The sequence below is a fragment of the Enterococcus eurekensis genome, from assembly GCF_042654605.1.
In the GTDB taxonomy this organism is placed as follows: domain Bacteria; phylum Bacillota; class Bacilli; order Lactobacillales; family Enterococcaceae; genus Enterococcus_I; species Enterococcus_I eurekensis.
Genome location: NZ_JBHSGT010000013.1, coordinates 39,444 through 62,747, shown reverse-complemented (window position 1 = coordinate 62,747; position 23,304 = coordinate 39,444). Strand labels below are relative to the sequence as shown.

Sequence of the window (23,304 nt, the reverse complement as noted above, 5' to 3'; positions counted from 1 at the left end):
TGGTTTCAATACGAGATTGACGTTCTATCGGCAAAGTAATTCTCCTTTCGTGGGATGTGAGCTGATTTTCTAGGTGATTTCTTTAGTGACATTTTGTCACCTTTATAAATTTATCATATCAAAATGGAGAAGTCGATAGATATGATTAAGGATTTTTGTGATACATGAAAATAATCTTGAATTACCTATGCTTCACTTTATTTAGAAGTGGGGGATTTCTAAGAACACTATTGTAACTGTCAGTTATTAATTAGAATAACTACTTAACACCCACAGTTAAAAGCTTTTTGGCCTCGACTTTATGCTCGATACTTTCATACTATCTTTGTCTTACTGAGTATTAGACTTAGGGCAATCCCATTTTTCTTGTACAGACAATTAAAGCTTAAATATTTTTTGAAAAGGAAGATAGTCCATGAAAATCATTAATATTCGATGGTCATTTTTAGCAGGATTCATTATGATAAAGTGAGTAAAATAAATGGAAGAAGCGACGTATGACAGCATCTGAAAAATATATCTATTCATTACGGTTAGGAATTGATCCACATTATTGGGACCAAACAAAGATGGATGAACTGAAACAATTGACTCATGAAGCCAAACTAGATGATATTAATCTTATTATTAACAGTGAGGAATTAAATGTCGGACATGTCACTAAAAAACAAGTTGAGCCGTGGTTAGCAATCACACGACGTTTTATGGAGGACTTAAAAGACGAACCCGTTACAATTTCGATGAATCCATGGACGAACTTACTATATAGTGATCGTGGCCGTCACTTAACAGAAGATTTTAAGTTTCGGACGATGGTGGATTACCAAGGCGTTAAAGCAACAGCGGTAGCTTGTCCGGCAGATCCGAAATTTGTCGAATATATCGCTGAAATTTACGGGATGTATGCGAGTGTTCAACCAAGTCATATTTGGTTAGATGATGATTTTCGCCATTTCAATCATAAGCCACTTACTTTTGGCTGTTTTTGTGAAGGACATATGGCTATTTTTAATCAAAAATTGGGTGACAATTTATCGCGCGAAGCATTTGTAGCCCGCGTTTTCCAAGAAGGAGCACCCACTAAGGAACGCAGGGTCTTTTTAGAGCAGGTAGCACTTGAAATGAATCAAATCGCCAAAGCAATCGCTCAAGCCGTTCACGAAATTTCACCAGAAACGCGTGTTGGTTTGATGTCTTCGCAACCGGAATACCATGCACTAGAAGGTCGAGACTGGCATGCTTTATTTGAAAAATTATCAATTGAACATCCCGCTACTTCACGTCCACATTTACCCAGTTACAACGAAATTCCAGGGTTGAAATACATTCGTGAGTTCAATCGAAATGTTCGTCCAGTGGCGGATATGTTACGGGCGGATGCACGCATGTTACCTGAGTTAGAAAACTATATGTATTCAATGTATGCCAAGTCAAACAAATTTACCCAGTTACAACTAGAGACTACGCTTTTAGTCGGAGCCAAAGGGATTTTATTTAATTTTTACGACATGATGGGCAATGGTGTGGTTCAGTCGTATAATCACCAAAAGATTTTAGCTGAGAGTAAACAACTACTTGATTACAGTGCACAAAAGCCAATTAAACGCCATGAATTAAAAGGTGTGAAAGTGTTGTATAGCCCTAGAACGGTTTATACGCGACATGGTGGTGAGCAAGAAAGTTTAGAGGAAATGTTTCCACGTGAGTTTGAATGGTCAGCATTGTTGTCGACGTTTGGAATTAATAGTACTCTATGGGATATTGAACAAAAAGAGCAACTAAATTCAGAAGTGGTTGCGATTAGCGACCAACTTTTACGTAATTTAAGCGATGAGGCGATTATTGCCTTATTTGAGCACAACCAAGTTCTATTAGACGGTACGAGTGTCGCTATCTTATTTGAACGTCAATTAGCGTATTTAATTAAAGCCAAAAATTATGAGTGGTTAGTGCCACAAACAGGCCAGCATACGCATGAAGAATGGAATGGATCAGAAGCGATTGAAGGGGTCTTTAAAGCACGAATGACTGTGATGCAACAAATTGGTCACTTGGCAAGTGTTGAATATGAATCAGAAGTCGAATGCTTAACGAGTTTGTATAATGAAAATCGTGAAGCTTTTGGAACAGGCATGGCCCAAGTTGCTGGACAGTTCTTTGTTTTACCGATTCGTTATCACTTGAAATATGCGTGGGATGGGAAATATATTAACTACAAAGAAAAAATTATTAAGCGTTTCTTAGCTCAAAGCAAGGTCGCTTATTTAATCGATATGCCTGTCGTTCAATTTCAACAAGATGAACAACGTTTGTATTTTACGAATTTTTCACTCGATGATTTTGAAGAAATTCGCCTTTGTTTACCAGAGGAACAACACTTGGAGCAGGTTCCAGTTACTTTAATTTCACGAGATGGTCAACATCAAGTAACTTTGAAAAAACAAGTAGATCATTTTGTACTCCCTTACAAGTTAAAAGCTTATGAGACGATTATCTTAGAGCGTCAATGAAACTAATTTTTCATTAAAAATTATTCGATTTTAGTTGTCAATTGGCCCGTTTTCTGTTTGAATGGATAAAGAGCATTTCTTTCGAGTCAATATAGATGAGGGGTATGTATGTTATGGCAAAGAAAATTGGGTTTGATCCACAGAAGTATATCGAAGAGCAATCGAAGTATATTTTAGAACGCGTGAACAATTACGACAAATTGTACTTGGAGTTTGGTGGGAAATTAATTGGTGACATGCACGCAAAACGCGTGTTACCTGGTTTTGATGAAGATGCAAAAATTAAATTACTACACAAATTAAAAGACAAAACGGAAATCATCATTTGTGTTTACGCAGGTGATATCGAGCGTAATAAAATTCGTGGGGATTATGGTATCACGTATGATATGGATATTTTACGTTTGATTGATGAGTTGAGTGACTATGAATTAGCCGTTAACAGTGTCGTGATTACTCGTTATAATGGACAACCATCAACAAAAATCTTTATGAATAAGTTGCGTCAACGTGGGATGAAAGTTTACACACATCGTGAGATTGAAGGTTACCCAGTCAATGTTGATCAAATTGTTAGCGATGAAGGTTTTGGACAAAATGAATATATTCCAACAACGAAACCAATTGTTGTCGTGACAGGACCTGGAGCAGGGAGTGGAAAATTAGCAACTTGCTTGAATCAACTTTATCATGAAAGTCGTTATGGGCATACGGGTGGTTATTCAAAATTTGAGACTTTCCCTGTTTGGAATATTCCGTTAAAACACCCAGTCAATATTGCTTATGAAGCAGCAACGGTTGATTTAAAAGATGTTAATATGATTGACTCTTTCCATTATGATTATTATGGAAAAGTAGCCATTAACTATAATCGTGACATTGAAACTTTCCCAATTATTAAACGAACCATCGAACGTATTACCGGTCGTGAAGCAGAATTCCATTCACCAACTGATATGGGCGTTAATCGAATTGGTTTTGGGATTATTGATGATGAGATTGTACAAGAAGCTGCTAGACAAGAAATTATTCGTCGTTATTTTGAAACTGAAAGTAACTATAAAAAAGGCTTAACCGATATTGATGCCTTAAATCGGATGCAAATCATTATGGAAGAACTTGATTTGAAACCAGAAGATCGTAATTGTGTGGCACCAGCTCGTCAGTATTCAGAACGCTTAAAGAGCTTACCTGAATGGGACCAAGAGTTTACTCCACCAGTTATGGCCTTGGAGTTAACCGATGGTACGATTATTACGGGGCGTGGTTCAGAACTAATGGATGCGAGTGCGTCAGCTTTACTTAACGCAATTAAAACATTAGCCAATATTAGTGATGAGATTTTATTATTATCACCAAATATTTTAGAACCCATTCAAAAGTTAAAAACTAAAGAATTAGATGGCCGAGTGACTTCTTTAAATATTTCTGAAATTTTAATTGCCTTATCGATTAGTGCGGTAACCAATCCGACAGCGCAATTAGCTTACGGAAAATTAAGTGAATTAAAAGATGGACAAGCTCATTCAACCGTTATTTTAAACAAAGATGACGAACAAGTTTTACGTAGTTTAGGAATTTCATCTACTTGTGATCCAAACTTCCCATCAAAAAACTTGTATTATATTTAAGTAAGTAAAAAATCCCTTCACGGTAAAACGTGAAAGGATTTTTTTTTTGAAAAATGAAACCAATGTGACCTCAAGGGACTCTAATAAGTAAAAGGAGGGAAAAGATGGAAAAAGGAATGTTAGTACAAAGAGCCAAAGCCGGTGACGAAGCAGCTTTTGAAGAGTTATTAATACTACATACGGAACAATTGTATCGAACAGCTTATTTATATGTCGGGAATCGAGAGGACGCGTTAGATGTTGTTCAAGAAACATCTTACAAAGCTTATGTCGGCCTGAAGAAACTAAAAGAAGTGGAATATTTCTCCACTTGGTTAATTCGTATTTTAATTCGCACGTCTTATGAGTGCATCCGAAAAAAGAAGAAAATTTCGTTTGTTGAAGAAGAAAATGTTCAAGTTTTGAATGAAGCAGATAGAAATCTAAGCAACTCTGAACTGTTAAAGGTCGTTCAACAATTACGTAAGAAGTATCGAGATGTGATTTTATTGCATTATTTTCAAGAGTTAACGGTAAAAGAAGTCTCTCAGGTACTCGTAATACCAGAAGGAACTGTAAAAACTTATTTATTTCGAGGGAGAAAGCAATTGAAAAAAATATTGAAAGGTGAGGGTTACGATGAATAAACATGAATTCGAGAAAATAAAACAGACGATTGAAGTTCCAGAAGAAGATGTTCGCCAAGCAATTAGAAAAGGCATTCTGATGGGGAAAAATCATGAAACATATTTTAAGAGTCCGATGATTAGACCTAAAGGGATAATCTTAGCGATGGCTAGTGTGGGAATCATTTTAAGCCTTGCAATTGCACCAGTTTCGCAAGCTTTTGCAAGTATTCCTTTTATTGGATCGCTCTATAGTCAGTTCAATGATTTAGTTGGACGAAGCTTAGAGGAGCAAGGGCTCGTGACTAAAATCAATGAAGTAAGTGAAGATCAGGGAATTCAGATTGCAATAACGGAAGCTTACTATGATGGTGGAGTTATTGGTGTAGCATTTGAAATGAATGGGCTATTTGATTTTGACGATAATAATCGAAGTGCCTTTTATCAAATTTTTAATGGCGACCCGAATATAGCTGAAACCAAAGAACTCATTTATTTGAGTGAAACGGCTACTGGTTTATCAGGTGTTATCTCTATTGCTTCGAATGTTGACCAACTAGAAGACATAGAAAGTGTCCCACTTGAATTTTTAAGTGTGGGTAAAAAAGAAGGAACTTGGAAATTTAATGTTCCAATTCAAAATTTACCGTATGTAGAAACAGATTTACAAATTACGAGAGAATTATCAGAAGAAAATATTGTCTTGTCGTTTGAATCGTATATAGTGGGAGAAGCGTCGGTTGCCTTTGACTATCAAACAACTTTTTTAGCGAGTGAAAAAAATAATCAAATTCGCTTTCAAATTTATGATGAGCAAGGAAACGAGATATCATCTATATCGACAGGGATTTCAAGAGGAGAAGATAAAATTGATGGTAATTTGATTATTTCTAAAAATCGCGGAATCATACTCGATAAGATTCAGGATAAAACATCCTATATCGATATTTTTCCATCTGTGGCACTAATTGATAGGGATCCAAATGACACCATTCCACTTGAGCCTATTCGTATTTATTTTGATGAGTAATTTTTGAGATATTAAATGAAATAGTACCAATAAATCACCAACCCAATTTGTAGTAAAAGAATCATTGGAATACCTAGCGTGAACGCGCGATGTTTGGTCTTGTGGCGAAAAATACGCATACCTAGTAACATTCCTACAGAACCACCTAACCAAGCTGTAATGAAAAGTATTTTTTCAGGGGTGCGACGTTCACGTTTTTTTGCACGGGATTTGTCATTTGACATTAAAAAGAAAGCAAAGAAATTAATTGTTAGTATGTAGAAATAAATCAATGGATAAATATTCAAAAGGAGTCCTCTTTTCTTTTTGGTATAGTAAAAATCGTATAATTATTTTTAAATCTGTGATATTTTTAATACTTAAAATGATGTTTGAAGGAGATGAACGTAGTGAAAAATAAAACGGGTATTGTCCTTGTTGGTTTAAATGGTTCGGGCAAATCAACACTCGCAAAATACGCTGGCAAAAAATTGGGATTCGATGCACTTGAAGTTGAGGACTATTGGTTTGAAAAACAACATGATTACCGAAATCCACGAACATCTTCAAAAGCGAGCCGGTTAATGATGGATGCAATCACACAATCTACAAATGGATTTATTATTGGTGGAAATATTTCCAGTCTTTCAAAAGAGTTAGTATTGAAACTCTCACTGATTGTCTATGTCGATGTTGAAAAAGAGCTCCGAATTCAACGAGTCATTCAAAGAGATAAGGAACGATATGGATCCTTGGAAAAAGGAACGTCTCTTTATAATGAACGGCAAGATTTTCTAACTTTTGTTCAATCTAGAACACCGAACGTTATTTTTTCATGGATGGAAAGAACCAACATCCCAGTGCTTAAAATCGATGGGAAAGCTACACTTGAGAAAAATACAGAGATAATACAACAAAGATTGTTATCATTATAGCCTAAATTTCATTAATAAAAGTAAAAGTTCTCTCTTTTTTTCCCGAAATTGGTTTTCAAATACTAGAAACTTCGGTATCATCATTAAGGTATAGAATTTTATAATGATAGATATAAGGAGAAAATCATGTCAAATGCGATGAAAGATTGGTTTTTGCGTTTCGTCAAAGGGATGTTTATTGGTTCAGGATTTATTTTACCAGGGGTCAGTGGTGGCGCCTTAGCTGCGATTTTTGGAATCTATGAACGAATTATTTCATTTTTGGCCCATTTAACGCGAAACTTTAAAGAAAATGTGCGCTATTTTATTCCGGTTGGATTGGGAGGGATTTTTGGAATTTACCTCTTATCTTTTGGAGTGAGTTTTTTATTAGGCAATTATGAAACAATTATTTTGTGGTTCTTCGTCGGCTGTATTGTCGGTACGGCACCAGCGCTCTGGAAAGAGGCAGGTAAAGAAGGCCGTGATACAAATGACTTAACAATTTTAGTGGTGACTTTTATTTTAGGAATTTTATTCTTATTCTTCGGTCAAAATTTATTTGCAACAGTGGATCAAAACTTCTTTACCTGGATGATTGCTGGTGGACTGATTGCATTAGGTATTATTGTCCCAGGATTAAGTCCTTCAAATTTTTTAGTTTACATGGGTATGTATAAAGCGATGTCGGATGGGATTAAAACACTCGATTTTGGTATTTTATTACCAATTGCGATAGGTGGCTTAGTGGTCATTATTACTTTATCAAAAATCATGGATGCCATTTTCCAAAGTCATTTTTCAAAACTATTCCATTTTATTTTAGGAATCGTTTTTGCTTCAACCATCATGATTATCCCGACAAACTATAGCGGATTTGGTTGGGCACAATACGCTTTGTGTGTGGTTATGATTATTGCCGGTGCTTTATTAGGTAAATGGATGAGTGCGCTAGAAGAAAAATACAAATAAGAGCAAGACATTTAAAGCGTCGTTTTCGACATTTTAAATGTTTTTTTCTTTGACTTTTGAACGACAGATAGATACGATTAGAAAATGACAAAGATAAAGGAGTTGGTCCAATGCAACAATTGGAAATTACTGCGTGTCAACCTGAGGATTTAGAGATTCTAAAAATGGTTGGAATTGAAACGTTTAATGATACATTCGCGGCGCAAAATACGGTTGAAAATATGCAACAATATTTGGAGCGTGCGTATGCAGATGAAAAATTGCTAGAAGAGCTAAGAAATAAAGATAGTTTCTTTTACTTCTTAAAAGATCAAGGAGAAATTTTAGGCTATATCAAATTGAATATTGAGCAAGCACAAACAGAAAAAATTGCTGAAAATAGTTTAGAAGTCGAACGAATCTATATTCGTAAAGCTCATTTTAGAAAAGGCTATGGCAAGCAATTACTGCAATTTGCCCAAGAGAAAGCAAATGATTTTGGAAAAACGACGCTTTGGTTAGGTGTCTGGGAATACAATTTTAATGCGCAATCCTTTTATAAAAAAATGGGGTTTAATCGCATAGGGGAGCACTCTTTTGTTATGGGTGATGATGAACAAATCGATTTTATTTTATTGAAAAATATCGGATAAATCTTTTACATATTAAAAAGCGTCAACAAAATATATATTTTTTTATATATTTTGTTGACGCTTTTGATTTATCGATGTATAATCAATTTGTAAATAACTGTGAAAATTAACACAAAAGGTGATGGAACAGTCATTTAAATAGAAATAACATCATTTTGGTAATTAATAAATATAAAACTTTATATATCAATGTTTTTTTATCATTTTAGAAAGTTATATTTTTTTGATTTCGAAAGTGAATGAATGAACAAACGGGTTTGAAGCTTTTTAAAAAAGGAAGTGGTGAAATGTGACACAATTAAGAGAGCAAGTAAAGTTGATGGGAACCATCATTGATTTACAAATTTATCATGTGAACCCACGACCGATTTTAGATGAAGCCATTGCTCGTTTAAAAATGTATGAGCAACGTTTTAGTGCCAATGACGATCATTCAGAGTTAATGGCGATTAATAAAAAGGCTGGAATTTCACCAGTTGTCGTTCATCCGGAATTATTTGAACTAATACAAATTGGCAAGAACTATAGTTGCCTGCCAGATAGTCATCTAAATATTGCGATTGGGCCATTGATTCAAACTTGGCGAATTGGGTTTGATGATGCGAAAGTTCCAAGTCACGCTCAAATCGATGAATTAATGCTGTTAACAAATCCAGAACAAATTCATTTAGATGCGACGAATCGCAGTGTTTATTTAGCTGTTAAAGGAATGAAAATCGATTTAGGTTGCTTAGCAAAGGGATATATCGCTGATCGCATCATTGATTATTTAAAAAGTGAGGGTGTGACTGCGGCTTTAATTAATTTAGGTGGAAATCTAGTCACTTTTGGTGCAAATCCTAAACAAGCCGACCAACAGTGGCGTGTAGGTGTTCAAAATCCTACCAAGGAACGCAATCAGTCAATGATTGTTTTAAAAACAACGAATCAATCGGTTGTAACTTCTGGAATTTATGAGCGGAAACTTACGAGTAATCAACAAACGTATCATCATATTTTTAATCCAAAAACAGGTTATCCTGTAGAAACACAGGTTGTTAGTTTAACGATTGTCTCAAAATCATCTTGTGATGGTGAAATTTGGACAACTTGTTTATTTGGAAAAACACCAACTGAAATCTTAGCAACGATCAGTCACTTGCCAAAAATAGAAGCGATTATCATTACTGATGATGGCCAAATTTTATATTCAAAAGCATTGGAACAAGTCATTGTTTCTTGAAAAATAAAAAAAGATTTATCATGAGAGGAAGAATTATATGAAAAAAATTATTGGATTAGTCGGAACAAATTCTGATCAATCAACTAACCGCACACTTTTACAATTTATTGCTAAACACTTTGGTGAACAAGCAGAGATTGAAGTGCTTGAAATTAAAGAGTTACCGATGTTTGATAAACCTGAAAAAATGGAAGTTCCTGAAATTGTTCAAGCGATGGCAGCTAAAATTGACGAGGCCGATGGTGTGATTATTAGTACGCCAGAATACGACCATGCAGTGACTGCATCATTAATGAATGCTTTAAGTTGGTTGTCTTATGGAATTTATCCCTTTGTTGATAAACCCGTGATGATCACAGGTGCTTCATATGGCACATTAGGTTCTTCTAGAGCGCAGGCTCATTTACGTCAAATTTTAGATGCACCAGAATTAAAAGCGCGCATTATGCCAAGTTCAGAATTCTTATTAGGTCATTCTTTACAAGCGTTTGATAGTGAAGGCCGCTTAAAAGACGAAGAATCGATTAAGCAATTAGAAGGTTTATTTGCTGATTTTATGACATTCGTAGAAATTATGAAGCAATTAAATCACGCGCATGCTGAAAATTTAAAAGCTGCTGAAAACTTTTCTTGGGAAAATAACGAAAGATAGGGGAAATCAAAATGAAAATTGTCGGAATCGTCGGCTCAAATGCTGCATCTTCATATAACCGTGTATTATTACAATACATCGCTAAAAAATATAAAAATCTCTTCACGATGGAAGTTTTAGAAATTAAAGATTTACCGCTGTTTAATCAAAGTGATGATCAAACAGACAGCCCAGCAGTACAATACATTAATCAAAAAATTAAAATGGCTGATGGTGTAATTATTGCGACACCAGAACACAATCATACGATTCCAGCGGCATTAAAAAGTGCGTTAGAATGGTTATCATTTAATATTCATCCATTAGAAAATAAGCCAGTCATGATTGTTGGAGCGTCATATTATACACAAGGTTCTTCACGTGCCCAATTGCATTTACGTCAAATTCTCGATGCACCAGGTGTGAATGCAATGGTGATGCCAGGAAATGAATTTTTATTAGGCAATGTCAAAGAAGCTTTTGATGAAAATAACAATTTAAAAGAACAACGCACGATGGATTTTTTAACAATGTGTTTGAAAAACTTCAAAAAATTTGTCGATGTTGTGTCAGTGATGCAAGGTCCAAAACCAGCATTACCAAAAGAAGATTTACATGCAACAGGTACCGTTGAAACAACGGTTGAAGGCATTGATATGAGTGCAGGTGATTGGTTAGAGCAAGCTTCTGCTAAAACAAAGGCTGCAAAAGGCAGTGATTACGTTGAATTGAATCGTGGATTACTAACAGTCGATCAATTAAATTATTTCTTAGCTTCCATGCCTATGGAATTAACGTACGCCGATCATAATAATCAATTCTTGTACTATAACAAAACGATGGAAGCTGGCGAAATGTTAGCGGCACGCACACCAGATCAAGTCGGCAACTCTTTAGCGGATTGTCATCCTGAATCTGCACTAAAGAGTGCGGAGTGGGTGATTCAACAACTACGTTCTGGTGCAACAGATTGTGTTCGTGTTCATGTACCAAAAAATGTTCCTGAAAAATACATTGTTCATAATTACCAAGCCATGCACGATGAAAATGGCAATTACGTGGGTATTAACGAATACATTCAAGATTTAAAACCAGTGATTGAATGGTACTTAGAGCAAACGGGTCAAGAACTCGTAGGTGGAAAAAATGTCGACGGAGTATCAAGTGCTTCTGTAAAAGAGGGAGAAGAAACAGTTGATGGTGTTTCAGGGGCTTCAGAAAAAGCTTGATAAATCGAAAGAATCAGGATTGTGAGCAAAAATGCTATCTGCTTCATTGAAAACATGGTATGCTAGAGGGCGATAGAAAGGACGGATGGGGATTGAAGAAAATATTTTATTTAAGCATCGCAGGAGTTGCATTTGCCTTAGGGACGATTGGAGTGTTTGTACCATTTATCCCAACGACAGGCTTTTACGTACTGACAAGCTTTTGCTTACTGCGGAGTTCTGAAAAGCGCTACAATCAATTCGTTCAATCGAAATATTATCAAAGTTATGTCGTTGATCTATTCATTCGGAAGAACATTTCGACACGAGGTCTCATCCGCATGTTTCTTTTAATGGGCGTTGTTTTTGCCTTGCCGATTGTCATCGTGTCCTCTATTTTTCTCAAAGGGTTTTTATTTGCCATTTATTTAGCCCATGTGATTGGTTTGACATGGTATTTGAAATTTCACCCAAAGAAAAAAACACTGACTAAAGGTGTCTTTAGTGAGGAACGCTAACTTGAATCAATGAATGATCAGACTGAAAGAAGGAGACTTCGATCAGTCTTTTTTTGTTTTTAAAATAGAAAAAAGAACTACGACATCAGTCGCAGTCCTTTTTAAAAAAATTAGTCTGTAAAGTTATCGAAGTAACCTTGGATGTAAACCATTGGTGTTCCTTTATCGCCACTACCTGAAGTTAAATCAGACAATGAACCAATTAAGTCCGTTAATTGGCGAGGTGTTGTTCCTTGTGCTTCCATGTTACCAACTAAATCTGCTTGTTTGTTTTTAATGTGTTCAGAAATTGCTGCTTTTAATTCTTCGCCTTTTAGGTGAGCAAAGTTGTTATCTGCTAAGTATTTCAATTTGATCTCATTTGGTAGACCGTCTAAGCCAGAAGTGTAAGCTGGAGAAACAACTGGATCAGCTAGTTCCCAAATTTGTCCAACTGGATCTTTGAAAGCACCATCACCATAGATCATCACTTCGATGTTTTTACCAGTTTTTTCTTTTAATTGCTCTTGAATCGCGTCAACAATTGGTTGAGCATTGTTAGGGAATAGTTTGATACTATCTTCAGTCGCTTTGTTTGAACCTAATAGACCGTAAGCTTCATTAAAGCCACTACCGTTATGTGATTGCGATAAAATATCATCTAAACCATAAACACTGTTTGCGCCATTTTCTTTTAAGATGCGTTTTGAACGGAAACGAGAATGGATGTCACAAGTTAACACATCAGTTGTGTATTCTAAAATTGTTTTGGCATTATTAGAGAAGATAACTTCGCAAGTTGCGCCTTCACCTTCGATTAATGATTTATAAAATTCAATGTAATCCACACCAGTGAATGGGTGAGTAATTATACCAAAATGTTTACGGAAGTCTGATTCTGATAAAACGTCTGTCCAAGGATTGATTCCTTTGCTGTCTAAATCTTCTAAAGCGACTAAGTGGTTACCAACTTCATCAGATGGGTAGCTTAACATTAAGACAACTTCTTTTGCCCCACGTGCAATTCCACGTAATAGGTTTGAGAAGCGGTTACGGCTTAAAATTGGGAAAATAAGACCAATTTTTCCATTTGGATATTTTTCTTGAATGTCGGCGGCGATATCATCAATTGTCGCATAGTTTCCTTGCGCACGAGCAACGATTGATTCTGTAATTGCGATAATATCTTTATCCTCGATAGCATAACCTTCTGATTGTGCTGCGTTAATGACAGTGTCAACAGTAATTCCTACGATATCATCACCTTGGTTAATGATTGGTCCTCTTAGGCCACGTACAACGGTTCCTACAGCTCTTGTCAATTGAATCTCTCCTCTGATTAATACATATTTTTGATATCACTCTTATTACTGGTTTACTATACCATAAAGTCATGGTATAAATAAAATTAATGTTAGTAATATCGGGGATAAGGGGTGCTTATATGATAGGAAATCTTGATTTATATCGTATTTTTAATGTCGTCAGTAAAAATAGTAGCTTTTCGCAAGCCGCACAAGAACTTTATATGACACAATCAGCGGTCAGTCAGGCAATTATGCGTTTAGAAAAAGAGTTAGACCAGCAGCTTTTTTATCGAACTTCAAAAGGGGCGGTTTTAACAAATGAAGGAAAAATGTTATACGAACATATTCATTCGGCAATTGGAATGATTCAAGTCGGAGAAGAAAAACTTTCGGCATTAAAAACCTTAGAGACTGGCCATTTACGAATCGGTGTTGGGGATACGATTTCTCGCTACTATTTACTACCCTATTTAGAAGAATTTCATGAGAAGTATCCAGGGGTCAAACTTACAATTTTAAATGGAACCACTACGGAAATTGTCCGCTATCTTCGTTCGGGGCAAGTGGATGTTGGTATCTGTAATTTACCAATCGAAGATGAACAAATTCATGTTACCCAAACGTTAAAAGTACATGATACATTCATCGCTGGTGAGGCCTTTCGTGATTTGAGTGAACGAACCCTTTCAATTGAAGAATTATTGACGCAACCTTTAATTTTTTTAGAAAATAAATCAAATGCTAGACGTTACGTTGAAAATTATTTCACGCAAAAAGGTTATCAATTAGCACCAGACTTTGAACTTGGTTCTTCGGATTTAGTCTTAGACTTTGCTCGGATTAATTTAGGCGTGGCATGCGTGATTCGCGAATTTTCACAATATCATTTAGATAAAAAAGTTGTTTTTGAAATCCGACTAGAAGAACCGATTCCTAGTCGGGCAATTGGGATTTGTTACTTGAAAAATGTTTCTTTATCACCAGCAGTTAAAATATTTGTGGAAAGCATTGAAGCGGAAAAAAACGTGAAAGGTTAAAAAAAGAAAAGCAGATTATATGAGATATGTTACAATGGGATTATTATGAAAGAATGGAGATCGAAATGGATATTCAACGTTTTATTGCCGCACGAAAAGCCATGGGGCTATCACAAAAAGAGTTGAGTGATGGTATTTGCACACAAGCAACTTTGAGTCGTTTTGAAAATAACGGACAAATCCCGACAGTTAAAATTTTGATTCAATTGTGCCATCGTTTAAATATTAGCCTAGGAGAACTTTTCCCAGAAGTCGGAGTCAAAGAAACAGATATTAACCGAAAACTAGGAAAAGCAGAGTTTAATTTTATTTTACGCGAATATGAAAAAGCCGAAGAAATCTTAGATCAAATTCAAGTAGAAGCGCTACAAGAGGAACGTCAACATTGGTATTATGATTACTTAAAAGGTTATTTAATTGCTTTACAAAATGGTCCGACATCGGATGCTTTCTTTTACTTTAATCGAATTATTGCCGAGGCTCCAGCAGAAGAAACTGATATATTAACCTTGTTGGCTTATACAGGAATGGGGCTTTTGTATGAAAACTTGAACGAAAGAGAAAAAGCTGAATACTTCTTTAATAAAGCGATTACCGATGTTTATCAATACCCAATTAAAGAGACCCATGATATTTGGCGCTTACTGAATATTTTATATTATTGTGGCTCCTTTTATGCTAATAGTGGGGATTATGAAACGAGCGATGCATTACTGACGCATGGTGTGGCGATTTGTTCAGATAACCACGTAACGTATTATTTGGCTAGAATGACTTTTCAATTAGCTAAAAATGCCTTGGTTCAAAAAAAGGAACCACAAGAAATTATTGATTTGTACTATGATACAAGGGCCTATGCCAAAATTAATAAAAATATGATTGGATTACAGAAATTGGAAGATTTTAAACAACAATTATTAATGGATCCAGCTTTTGCGGGCTTGATTGGTTAAGGAAATGAAAAGGGGAATTTTTGGCAGTGAGAAAAAGAGTAGTTAAGTGGATTTGTTTGATTGGTTTGATTTTACCAATGTTTGGTACATCGATGACTGTGTTGGCAGAAGAAGAGCCGACAATGATGGATTTGATTCAAGCCGCAGGTTATACCGTCGATGAAATGCATCGACCAAAATCAATCGTCTTGATTGATGCGAATACGGGGAAATATTTATGGGGCGAAAATCCAGATTTAGCCCATAATCCAGCGAGTATTATGAAATTAATGACTTTATATTTAGTTTACGAGGCGATGGAGCAAGGGAAATTTAGCTTAGACACAACCATTGTTGGCAACGATCGTTATCAACAAATGTCACAAATCTATGCATTAAGTAACGCACCAATCATTACGGGTGTTGAATACCCTGTTCGTGAGTTAATTCCGATGTTATTGGTACCATCTTCGAATGTTGCGACACTGATGTTAGCTGAGTTGGTTGAACCAAATCCGGTTATCTTTTTAGAAATGATGAATGCCAAAGCAGCTGAGTTAGGCATGAATCATACGAAAATTTACAATGCTACTGGTGCCGCTATTTTTGCTTTTGATGGACTCTATCTACCTGAGGGGATTGATGGTAGTACGTTACAAACTCAAGCAGATAATGAAACGACTGCTAGAGATTTAGCGATTTTAGTTTATCATTTATTGAAATTGAATCCTGATGTTGTCCAATATACGAACCAAGCACAAGTGACAACGATGCAAGGAACACCGTATGAAGAAACTTTCGATAGTTATAATCACTCATTACCTGGCTTGAAACACGCTTATGAAGGCGTCGATGGTCTAAAAACGGGATCAAGTCAATCAGGTGGTTTCAATATCGCGATGACTGGTCAACGTGGAGAGATGCGTTTGATTACGATTGTTTTGGGTGTCGGTGACTGGGTTGATCAAAATGGAGAGTATTACCGTCAACCTTTTGCAAATGCAGCCTTTGAATATGGTTTTACTCAGTTTTCATATCGTGAAATTTTAAGTCCAGGAGAACATACGGTTCAAGATGAAAAAATTATTTTAGAAGAAAGCCTGTTTGATACTGTTCGAAACGAACAAGATTTGTCAATGATAGTTGAAGGTGATCAGATTCATTTGGCCAATGGACTATCAACTATTTCAGATAATATTCCACAAGTAACCCAAACGGTGACAAAAGTGAAGACACCAGAAGTTGTGGTACAAGAAGTAACTGAAAAAGTCGGGAGCGTATTGAATCTTGATTTCTTCGGTTCCAAATTGGGACTAGGAATTGCTCTAGGAATAGGGGTTTTAGTTCTGTTAATTATTTTAATCGTTGTATCTAGTATTCAAAATAAACGTCGCCGTCGTATAGCGCGTCAAAATCGCGGACGAAGATAAGTATCTATAATAACGAGGAGGATGATATTCATCATCGCCCTCGTTATTTTTTTAGTTTTTTTTACTATTTCTCATTTTTTACCAATGCCCTTTTATAGAAAATAATGTATAATATTCAAATTGAAGCGTGTTTTACTTATAATTATTAATGAAAGGAAGAATATTTTGAAGAAAAATAAAGAAGTAAGGGTCAAAAAAGATTTTACAAAAATGAAGACCCCCCATATTTATGTCATTATTTTTGGAGTGGTTCTTTTTTCTTGGCTTTTAACATTTCTAGTTCCAGCCGGGAAATTCAGTACAGAAGAAATTGAATACGACGATGGACAAGGAGGCGTTAGTACCAGAACGGTTCTGAAACAAGATTCTTTCCGATACGCCTATCCATTAAATCAAGAGTTTGCCTTTGATCAATTAGAAGAGTTACAAAACAATCCGGATAAAATGGAAGAATTAGCCATTCCAGAAGAAGGATTGGAAGCCGTTTTAGCAAGTGGCGAAGCTGATTTAACACAAGAAGCTTTGGATGAGATTGCTTTAACCGATGATACCTTGTACGATTTATATGGCATGGAAATCTATGACACAAGTAAAAAACTTCATCGTACAGCTCGTGTTTGGGGAACCGATGACACTGGTGGTTTTGGATTTTTAAACTTTGTTTTTGAAGGGTTAACTTCTGGGGACAAATACGGTTCAGCCGTTGGTATCGCCGCATTGATTTTAGTTGTTGGTGGTGCTTTTGGAATTATTATGCGTACAGGCGCAATTGAAGCTGGTATTTTTGCCTTTATTAGTAAAACAAAAGGGTTGGAACGTTTAGCGTTACCACTATTATTCTTTGCCTTTTCTTTTGGCGGCGCGACTTTTGGGATGGCAGAAGAAGTGATCCCATTTGCGATGATTATGGTACCGTTCGTGATTGCACTTGGTTATGATTCAATCGTAGCCGTCACCGTCACCTACGTGGCCTCACAAATCGGTAACGGAACTTCTTGGATGAGTCCTTTTAGTGTGGCTGTGGCCCAAGGAATTGCTGGTGTGCCAGTACTTTCTGGTGCGACTTTCCGTTTAATTATGTGGGTGGTTATCACTAGTTTATCAGCAGCCTATCTAATGGTTTATGCAGAAAAAATTCGTAAAAAACCTGAGAAATCATTAAGTTACAAAACGGATAATTACTTCCGTGAGCATATTCAAAAAACAAACGAAGAGAACAAGCCTTTCTTATTAGGTCACAAATTAGTCCTTATTGAAATGTTAATCGTTCTAGTTTGGATTATCTGGGGTGTCACTCAAAAAGGTTACTACATTCCGGAAATTGCTTCACAATTCTTTGTGATGGGATTAGCTGCAGGGATTATTGCGGTAATCTTTAATTTAGAAGGTATGAGTATTAATGACGTGGCCGCGGCTTTCCAATCAGGTGCCGCTGATTTAGCCGGAACAGCGATTGTTGTTGGGATGGCAAAAGGAATTTTACTTGTATTAGGGGGCTCAGATGCAAACGTGGCCTCTGCTTTAAATACTGTTTTACATAGTATTGGAACGGTCTTAGTCGGAGTACCAGCTTGGTTTGGTGCTTGGGTAATGTATATTTTCCAAAGTTTATTCAACTTAGTTGTGACATCAAACTCTGGACAAGCTGCTTTGACGATGCCGATTATGGCGCCATTAGCGGATATTGTTGGAGTACCTCGCCAAATCGCCGTTTTAGCTTACCAATTAGGTTCAGGCTTTATGGATGCCTTCACACCGGTTTCAGCTAGTTTGATTGGTGTGCTTGGTGTCGCTCGTATTGAATGGATTAAATGGGCAAGATTCCAAATTAAAATGCAAGGATTCTTATTCGTATTAGGTTCAATCTTCATTATGATTGCCATTGCAATTGGCTTGCAGTAAAATTAAAAGAGGTGCTGGGATGGTCAACGCCATCTCAGCTTTTTTTTTGAGGATGGTGCTAGCGCTCTGTAAATAGTCTTTAATTCAAACGGCATTTCTAGAGCTGTCACTCGGAAATAAGCTATCTTTCGATAAAAATCCAAGAACGATTTTTTCGTAAGCTTTGCTTATATCTCGTGCCAAAACGCTCTATAAATAGCCCCTAACTTAAACGGCATGTTTGAAGTAGCTAGTCGGAAATAAGTCGATCTGTAAAAAAATGAAAGAGCCATTTTCTTTCCAGATGCGCGCTTATTTCTCCTAGCTGAGCACTTCAATCATAGCCTCTAATTCAAACGGCATTTCTAGAGCTGTCACTCGGAAATAAGCTATCTTTCGATAAAAATCCAAGAACGATTTTTTCGTAAGCTTTGCTTATATCTCGTGCCAAAACGCTCTAGAAATAGCCTCTAACTTAAACGGCATGTTTGAAGTAGCTAGTCGGAAATAAGTCGATCTGTAAAAAAATGAAAGAGCCATTTTCTTTCCAGATGCGCGCTTATTTCTCCTAGCTGAGCACTTCAATCATAGCCTCTAATTCAAACGGCATTTCTAGAGCTGTCACTCGGAAATAAGTCATCTTCCGATAAAAATCCAAGAACGATTTTTTCGTAAGCTTTGCTTATTTCTCGTGCCAAAGCGCTCTATAAATAGCCTCTAATATACAGAAATGGAGTGGTTTTTATGTTGATTATTCGTCAAGTTGAAGTTTATGCACCCGATTTTTTGGGGACGATGGATGTTTTAATTGTTAATGATAAAATTGTTGCAATGGAAGATGAATTAACTGGTGGATTTGAGGAGTTAGCGATTGAAGAAATTGATGGCCGAGGTCAAATTTTAACACCCGGGTTCATTGATGGACACTTCCATATTTTAGGTGGTGGTGGTGAAAATGGATATCATAATCGTACACCGGAAGTGACATTAAGCCAATTAACAACAGCTGGTGTAACAACGGTTGTTGGATGTCTTGGTACCGATGGTGTGGGTCGTGATATGACGGCCTTAATTAGTAAAGCACGTGGGTTAGAGGCAGAAGGGATTTCGACCTATGTGTATGATGGATCGTATCGTTTGCCAATTGAACCGGTGACCGATTCAATCATTAAAGATTTCTTGACGATTGATAAAATTATCGGTGTGGGCGAATTAGCGATTGCCGATCATCGTTCGTCACAACCAACTTTGAATGAGTTTACTCGTACCGTAGCTGATGCACGGGTTGGCGGCATGTTATCCGGAAAAGCTGGGATTGCCAATATTCATTTAGGCGATGGCAAAGATCGATTAAAGCTTATCCATCAAACGATTGAAGAGACCGATATTCCGATTAGTCAATTTTGGCCAACCCATGCTAACCGAACACAAGAGGTCTTTGAAGCTTGTCTAACTTTTGCTAAGCAAGGTGGCGTGATTGATTTTACTGGCAGTGAAAATCCTGATTTTTGGGAAAAGACCGATGGTGAAGTTCGTTTTAGTAAAGCTTTAAAACGTGTGTTAGAGGAAGGGATAAGTTTAGATAATTTTACAATGACTTCTGATGGACAAGGAAGTTTGCCTTATTTTAATGAACAAAATGAGTTTATTGGTATGGGAGTCGGCAGTTCAAAATCACTACTTGTTGGGATTAAAGAAGCTGTTTTTAAAGAAAACATTCCCTTAGAAATTGTGTTACGTGCAGTGACATGCAATCCAGCTCGCGTTTTAAAACTTGAGCATAAGGGTTCTTTAGCTGTCGGAAAAGATGCCGATCTTTGCTTGTTAGATAAAGAGACGTTAGATATTCGTACCGTGATTGCTAAAGGCCAAGTGATGATTGAAGAAAAAGCAGTCAAAGTTTGGGGAACCTTTGAACAATTAAATCGATAAAAAAGAAAGAAGTCTGATGAGTGTCGGACTTCTTTTTTTATGTTTGCAGGAGCTTTTTTAACGACTAGTCAAATGATTCTATTCTAGGTAAAAGTAGTTATCAAAATGAGGGATGAGAAGTGAAGAGTGTTTTAATTATCAAATATATTGAAAAGCGTGGAATAGTTGTTTTATCAACGGTATTTAGCGCTTTTTTTGTTTAAAAATCATTTTTCAAATGAATATAGAGTATTTAATATACGTAAAAACAAACAATAACGAAACAAATATGAATAAATATGCATTTTATCCTTGATTTTAGTAAAAATATACGTATAGTATAGATTAACAAAGATAACAGGAGGAATGAAAAATGGTTATTAGTAATACTGAGATTAAGAAAGTGGTTCTTGCTTATTCTGGTGGTTTGGATACATCAATTATGATTACATGGTTGAAAGAAAATTATAATAATTGTGAAGTGATTGCCGTTACAGGAAATGTCGGACAAGATGCAGAACTTGATGGCTTGGAAGAAAAAGCGTTAAAAACAGGCGCATCAAAATTATACATTGAAGATTTACAACAAGAATTTGTTGAAGATTATATTTTCCCTTCATTAAAAGCTGGTGCCGTTTATGAAAATAGTTATTTACTAGGTACCTCGTTTGCCCGTCCAATTATTGGCAAACGTTTAGTAGAAATTGCTTTAGCGGAAGGCGCCGATGCGATTTGTCATGGTTGTACTGGAAAAGGCAATGACCAAGTTCGTTTTGAACTGGCAGTTAAAGCTTTTGCGCCTAAAATGAAAATTATTGCACCATGGCGGACTTGGGAATTAAAATCACGTGAAGATGAGATTGAATACGCGGAAAAACATCAAATTCCTTTAAAAATTACAAGAGAAACAAATTATTCAAAAGACATGAACTTATGGCATTTATCGCATGAAGGTTTAGATTTAGAAGATCCAGCGAATGAACCAAAATACGATCAAATTTTAGAATTGAGTGTTTCACCAGAGAATGCACCCGATCGCCCTACTTATGTAACACTGTCGTTTGAAAAGGGAATTCCCGTAGCTTTAGATGGCAAAAAAATGGCGGGTGTTGAATTAATCAAAGCTTTGAACAAAATTGGTGGAGCCAACGGGATCGGTATTATTGATATTGTTGAAAACCGTTTAGTCGGTATGAAATCCCGTGGAGTCTATGAGACACCAGGTGGTACGATTTTATACCATGCGCACCAAGCTTTAGAAACGTTGTGTTTAGACAAAGAAACCCAACATTTTAAACAAGGTGTTTCAAATAAATTTGCTGAACTTGTCTATAACGGTTTATGGTTTACGCCATTACGCGAATCATTAAGTGCCTTTGTTGATCAAACGCAACAAACGGTCACTGGAGAAGTGAAATTGAAATTGTATAAAGGAAATATCAGCAATGTGAGCTTGACCTCACCTTATTCGCTTTATAACGAAGAGTTCGCTTCGTTTGGTGAAGATGAAGTCTATAACCAAGCCGATGCAGCAGGTTTCATCAATTTATTCGGTCTACCAATCACGGTTCAAGCGTTATTAAACAAGGTTGGTGAGTAAGATGGCGAAAATGTGGGCCGGACGTTTTAAAAAAGAAATTGATGAACGCGTCAATGATTTTAACTCTTCGATTCGTTTTGATCAGCAGATGTACAAGCACGATATTTTTGGCAGTATCGCTCATGCCACGATGCTGGGTGAGCAAGGGATTATTCCACAAGAAGAAGCAAAAAAAATCATCACAGGCTTAGAAGAAATTTTAGTTGCATTAGAAACGGGCAAACTAGCTATCGATCCAACAGCCGAAGATATTCATATGTTTGTTGAGGCGACTTTGACTGAGAAACTCGGAGAAAGTGGCAAGCGACTACATACGGCTCGCAGTCGTAACGATCAAGTTGCGCTTGATTTACGTTTTTATTTAAAAGATGAAACAACGACAGTCATCGAATTAACGAAAAATCTGATTCAAGTTTTTTGTAATTTAGCTAAAGAGCACACTGAAACCGTCATGACGGGCTACACTCATTTACAAAGAGCCCAACCAATTACCTTTGCTCATCATTTGATGGCTTATGTGCAAATGTTCTTACGAGATACTGAACGTCTTGCAGAAAGTCAAAAACGGATGGATAGCATGCCTTTAGGAAGCGGTGCTTTAGCGGGAACGACTTATGATATCCATCGCCAAAAAGTCGCAGAACTTTTAGGCTTTGCAGATGTGACCCAAAATAGTTTAGATGCTGTTTCTGATCGTGACTTTGCGATTGAATTGACGAGTGATTTGGCGATCTTAATGATGCATTTATCCCGTTTTTGCGAAGAAATTATTTTGTGGTGTTCATGGGAATTTAAATTTATTGAGCTAGATGATGCGTATGCAACGGGCTCAAGCATTATGCCACAAAAGAAAAATCCAGATATTGCTGAGTTAATTCGTGGTAAAACAGGTCGCGTGATTGGTGATCTAGTGACATTACTAACGATGATGAAAGGTTTACCACTGGCGTACAACAAAGATATGCAAGAAGATAAAGAAGCGGTCTTTGATGCTCTTGATACAGCTAAACTTTGCTTAACGACATTAGCACCAATGGTTGAAACAATGACGGTTCTAAAAGAAAATATGCGTCAAGCAGCCGCGAAAGGTTTCATTAATGCGACCGATTGTGCCGATTATCTTGTTAAAAAAGGCATGGCTTTTCGTGACGCCTATCAAATAACCGGTCAGTTAGTTGCTCAATGTATTGATGAAAATACTACTTTAGAAAAATTAAATTTGGCAAGTTATCAAGCGCTTAGTCCGTTATTTACGGAAGACATTTATCAAGCAATCGACTTAATTACTTGTGTGAATGAACGAAAAGTTGATGGCGGACCTGCAAAGACTGCTGTCGAGCAACAAATCAAAGTGGCACTGGAAAAAATTTAAAAA

20 protein-coding genes are annotated in these 23,304 nt (G+C 36.5%); 18 read left to right on the top strand and 2 right to left on the bottom strand.

Annotated elements, in window-relative coordinates:
• The first annotated feature begins 497 nt into the window (after nt 1-497).
• The 4 genes from ACFO3L_RS01405 (at nt 498) to ACFO3L_RS01390 (ending at nt 5,776) form a co-directional block, all read left to right on the top strand.
• Nucleotides 498-2,510: a hypothetical protein gene (locus ACFO3L_RS01405; protein WP_379963099.1), complete on the top strand. Its 2,013-nt coding sequence runs from the start codon at nt 498-500 to the stop codon at nt 2,508-2,510.
• A 113-nt stretch (nt 2,511-2,623) separates the two neighbouring features.
• Nucleotides 2,624-4,141 carry a DUF1846 domain-containing protein gene (locus ACFO3L_RS01400; RefSeq protein WP_379963097.1) on the top strand — a complete coding sequence of 506 codons (1,518 nt, stop codon included), beginning with the start codon at nt 2,624-2,626 and terminating at the stop codon, nt 4,139-4,141.
• Nucleotides 4,142-4,245: 104 nt separating this feature from the next.
• Complete coding sequence (locus tag ACFO3L_RS01395) at nt 4,246-4,767, top strand: sigma-70 family RNA polymerase sigma factor (RefSeq protein ID WP_379963095.1); 522 nt, start codon at nt 4,246-4,248, stop codon at nt 4,765-4,767.
• Nucleotides 4,760-5,776 (top strand): DUF4179 domain-containing protein, encoded by a 1,017-nt coding sequence (locus ACFO3L_RS01390; protein WP_379963093.1) that lies wholly within the window; start codon nt 4,760-4,762, stop codon nt 5,774-5,776. Before ACFO3L_RS01395 ends, ACFO3L_RS01390 begins: the two co-directional genes overlap by 8 nt.
• An 11-nt stretch (nt 5,777-5,787) precedes the next feature.
• Here ACFO3L_RS01390 and ACFO3L_RS01385 read toward each other — a convergent pair whose 3' ends face one another.
• Nucleotides 5,788-6,063: a DUF1294 domain-containing protein gene (locus tag ACFO3L_RS01385; protein ID WP_379963091.1), complete on the bottom strand. Its 276-nt coding sequence runs from the start codon at nt 6,061-6,063 to the stop codon at nt 5,788-5,790.
• Nucleotides 6,064-6,165: 102 nt separating this feature from the next.
• Between ACFO3L_RS01385 and ACFO3L_RS01380 the strand changes: the two genes are divergently transcribed.
• The 7 genes from ACFO3L_RS01380 to ACFO3L_RS01350 all read left to right on the top strand — a co-directional run bounded on the left by ACFO3L_RS01380 (nt 6,166) and on the right by ACFO3L_RS01350 (nt 11,852).
• Complete coding sequence (locus ACFO3L_RS01380) at nt 6,166-6,690, top strand: AAA family ATPase (RefSeq protein ID WP_379963089.1); 525 nt, start codon at nt 6,166-6,168, stop codon at nt 6,688-6,690.
• A gap of 126 nt (nt 6,691-6,816) precedes the next feature.
• On the top strand, nt 6,817-7,641 hold the full coding sequence (locus ACFO3L_RS01375) for a DUF368 domain-containing protein (RefSeq protein WP_379963087.1): 825 nt from the start codon (nt 6,817-6,819) through the stop codon (nt 7,639-7,641).
• A gap of 119 nt (nt 7,642-7,760) precedes the next feature.
• Nucleotides 7,761-8,273, top strand: a complete 513-nt coding sequence (locus tag ACFO3L_RS01370) for a GNAT family N-acetyltransferase (RefSeq protein ID WP_379963251.1) — start codon at nt 7,761-7,763, stop codon at nt 8,271-8,273.
• A gap of 319 nt (nt 8,274-8,592) precedes the next feature.
• Nucleotides 8,593-9,495: an FAD:protein FMN transferase gene (locus ACFO3L_RS01365; protein ID WP_379963249.1), complete on the top strand. Its 903-nt coding sequence runs from the start codon at nt 8,593-8,595 to the stop codon at nt 9,493-9,495.
• 37 nt (nt 9,496-9,532) lie between these two features.
• Complete coding sequence (locus tag ACFO3L_RS01360) at nt 9,533-10,147, top strand: NADPH-dependent FMN reductase (protein ID WP_379963085.1); 615 nt, start codon at nt 9,533-9,535, stop codon at nt 10,145-10,147.
• Nucleotides 10,148-10,158: 11 nt separating this feature from the next.
• Entirely contained in the window at nt 10,159-11,355 is a 1,197-nt protein-coding gene (locus ACFO3L_RS01355; protein WP_379963083.1) for an NAD(P)H-dependent oxidoreductase, read from the top strand.
• Nucleotides 11,356-11,447: 92 nt separating this feature from the next.
• Nucleotides 11,448-11,852: a YbaN family protein gene (locus ACFO3L_RS01350; protein WP_379963081.1), complete on the top strand. Its 405-nt coding sequence runs from the start codon at nt 11,448-11,450 to the stop codon at nt 11,850-11,852.
• A 110-nt stretch (nt 11,853-11,962) separates the two neighbouring features.
• On the opposite strand, the gene ACFO3L_RS01345 is transcribed toward ACFO3L_RS01350, so the two are convergent.
• Complete coding sequence (locus ACFO3L_RS01345; protein ID WP_379963079.1) at nt 11,963-13,153, bottom strand: coenzyme F420-0:L-glutamate ligase; 1,191 nt, start codon at nt 13,151-13,153, stop codon at nt 11,963-11,965.
• 122 nt (nt 13,154-13,275) lie between these two features.
• Here ACFO3L_RS01345 and ACFO3L_RS01340 point away from each other — a divergent pair, with 122 nt between their 5' ends.
• From ACFO3L_RS01340 to argH, 7 genes are all read left to right on the top strand, one after another.
• Nucleotides 13,276-14,175 carry a LysR family transcriptional regulator gene (locus ACFO3L_RS01340; protein WP_379963077.1) on the top strand — a complete coding sequence of 300 codons (900 nt, stop codon included), beginning with the start codon at nt 13,276-13,278 and terminating at the stop codon, nt 14,173-14,175.
• Between the two features lie 65 nt (nt 14,176-14,240).
• Nucleotides 14,241-15,128, top strand: coding sequence for a helix-turn-helix domain-containing protein (locus ACFO3L_RS01335; protein WP_379963075.1), 888 nt, complete (start codon nt 14,241-14,243; stop codon nt 15,126-15,128).
• A 26-nt stretch (nt 15,129-15,154) separates the two neighbouring features.
• Nucleotides 15,155-16,537: a serine hydrolase gene (locus tag ACFO3L_RS01330; protein ID WP_379963073.1), complete on the top strand. Its 1,383-nt coding sequence runs from the start codon at nt 15,155-15,157 to the stop codon at nt 16,535-16,537.
• 210 nt (nt 16,538-16,747) lie between these two features.
• Nucleotides 16,748-18,439 carry a putative basic amino acid antiporter YfcC gene (gene yfcC, locus ACFO3L_RS01325; RefSeq protein ID WP_379963247.1) on the top strand — a complete coding sequence of 564 codons (1,692 nt, stop codon included), beginning with the start codon at nt 16,748-16,750 and terminating at the stop codon, nt 18,437-18,439.
• Between the two features lie 723 nt (nt 18,440-19,162).
• The gene (gene iadA / locus ACFO3L_RS01320; RefSeq protein ID WP_379963071.1) at nt 19,163-20,350 is read left to right on the top strand and encodes a beta-aspartyl-peptidase; all 1,188 of its coding nucleotides are present in this window, start codon (nt 19,163-19,165) and stop codon (nt 20,348-20,350) included.
• Between the two features lie 352 nt (nt 20,351-20,702).
• Complete coding sequence (locus ACFO3L_RS01315) at nt 20,703-21,929, top strand: argininosuccinate synthase (RefSeq protein WP_379963069.1); 1,227 nt, start codon at nt 20,703-20,705, stop codon at nt 21,927-21,929.
• A 1-nt stretch (nt 21,930) separates the two neighbouring features.
• Nucleotides 21,931-23,301 carry an argininosuccinate lyase gene (gene argH, locus ACFO3L_RS01310; RefSeq protein ID WP_379963067.1) on the top strand — a complete coding sequence of 457 codons (1,371 nt, stop codon included), beginning with the start codon at nt 21,931-21,933 and terminating at the stop codon, nt 23,299-23,301.
• Nucleotides 23,302-23,304 lie beyond the last annotated feature (3 nt).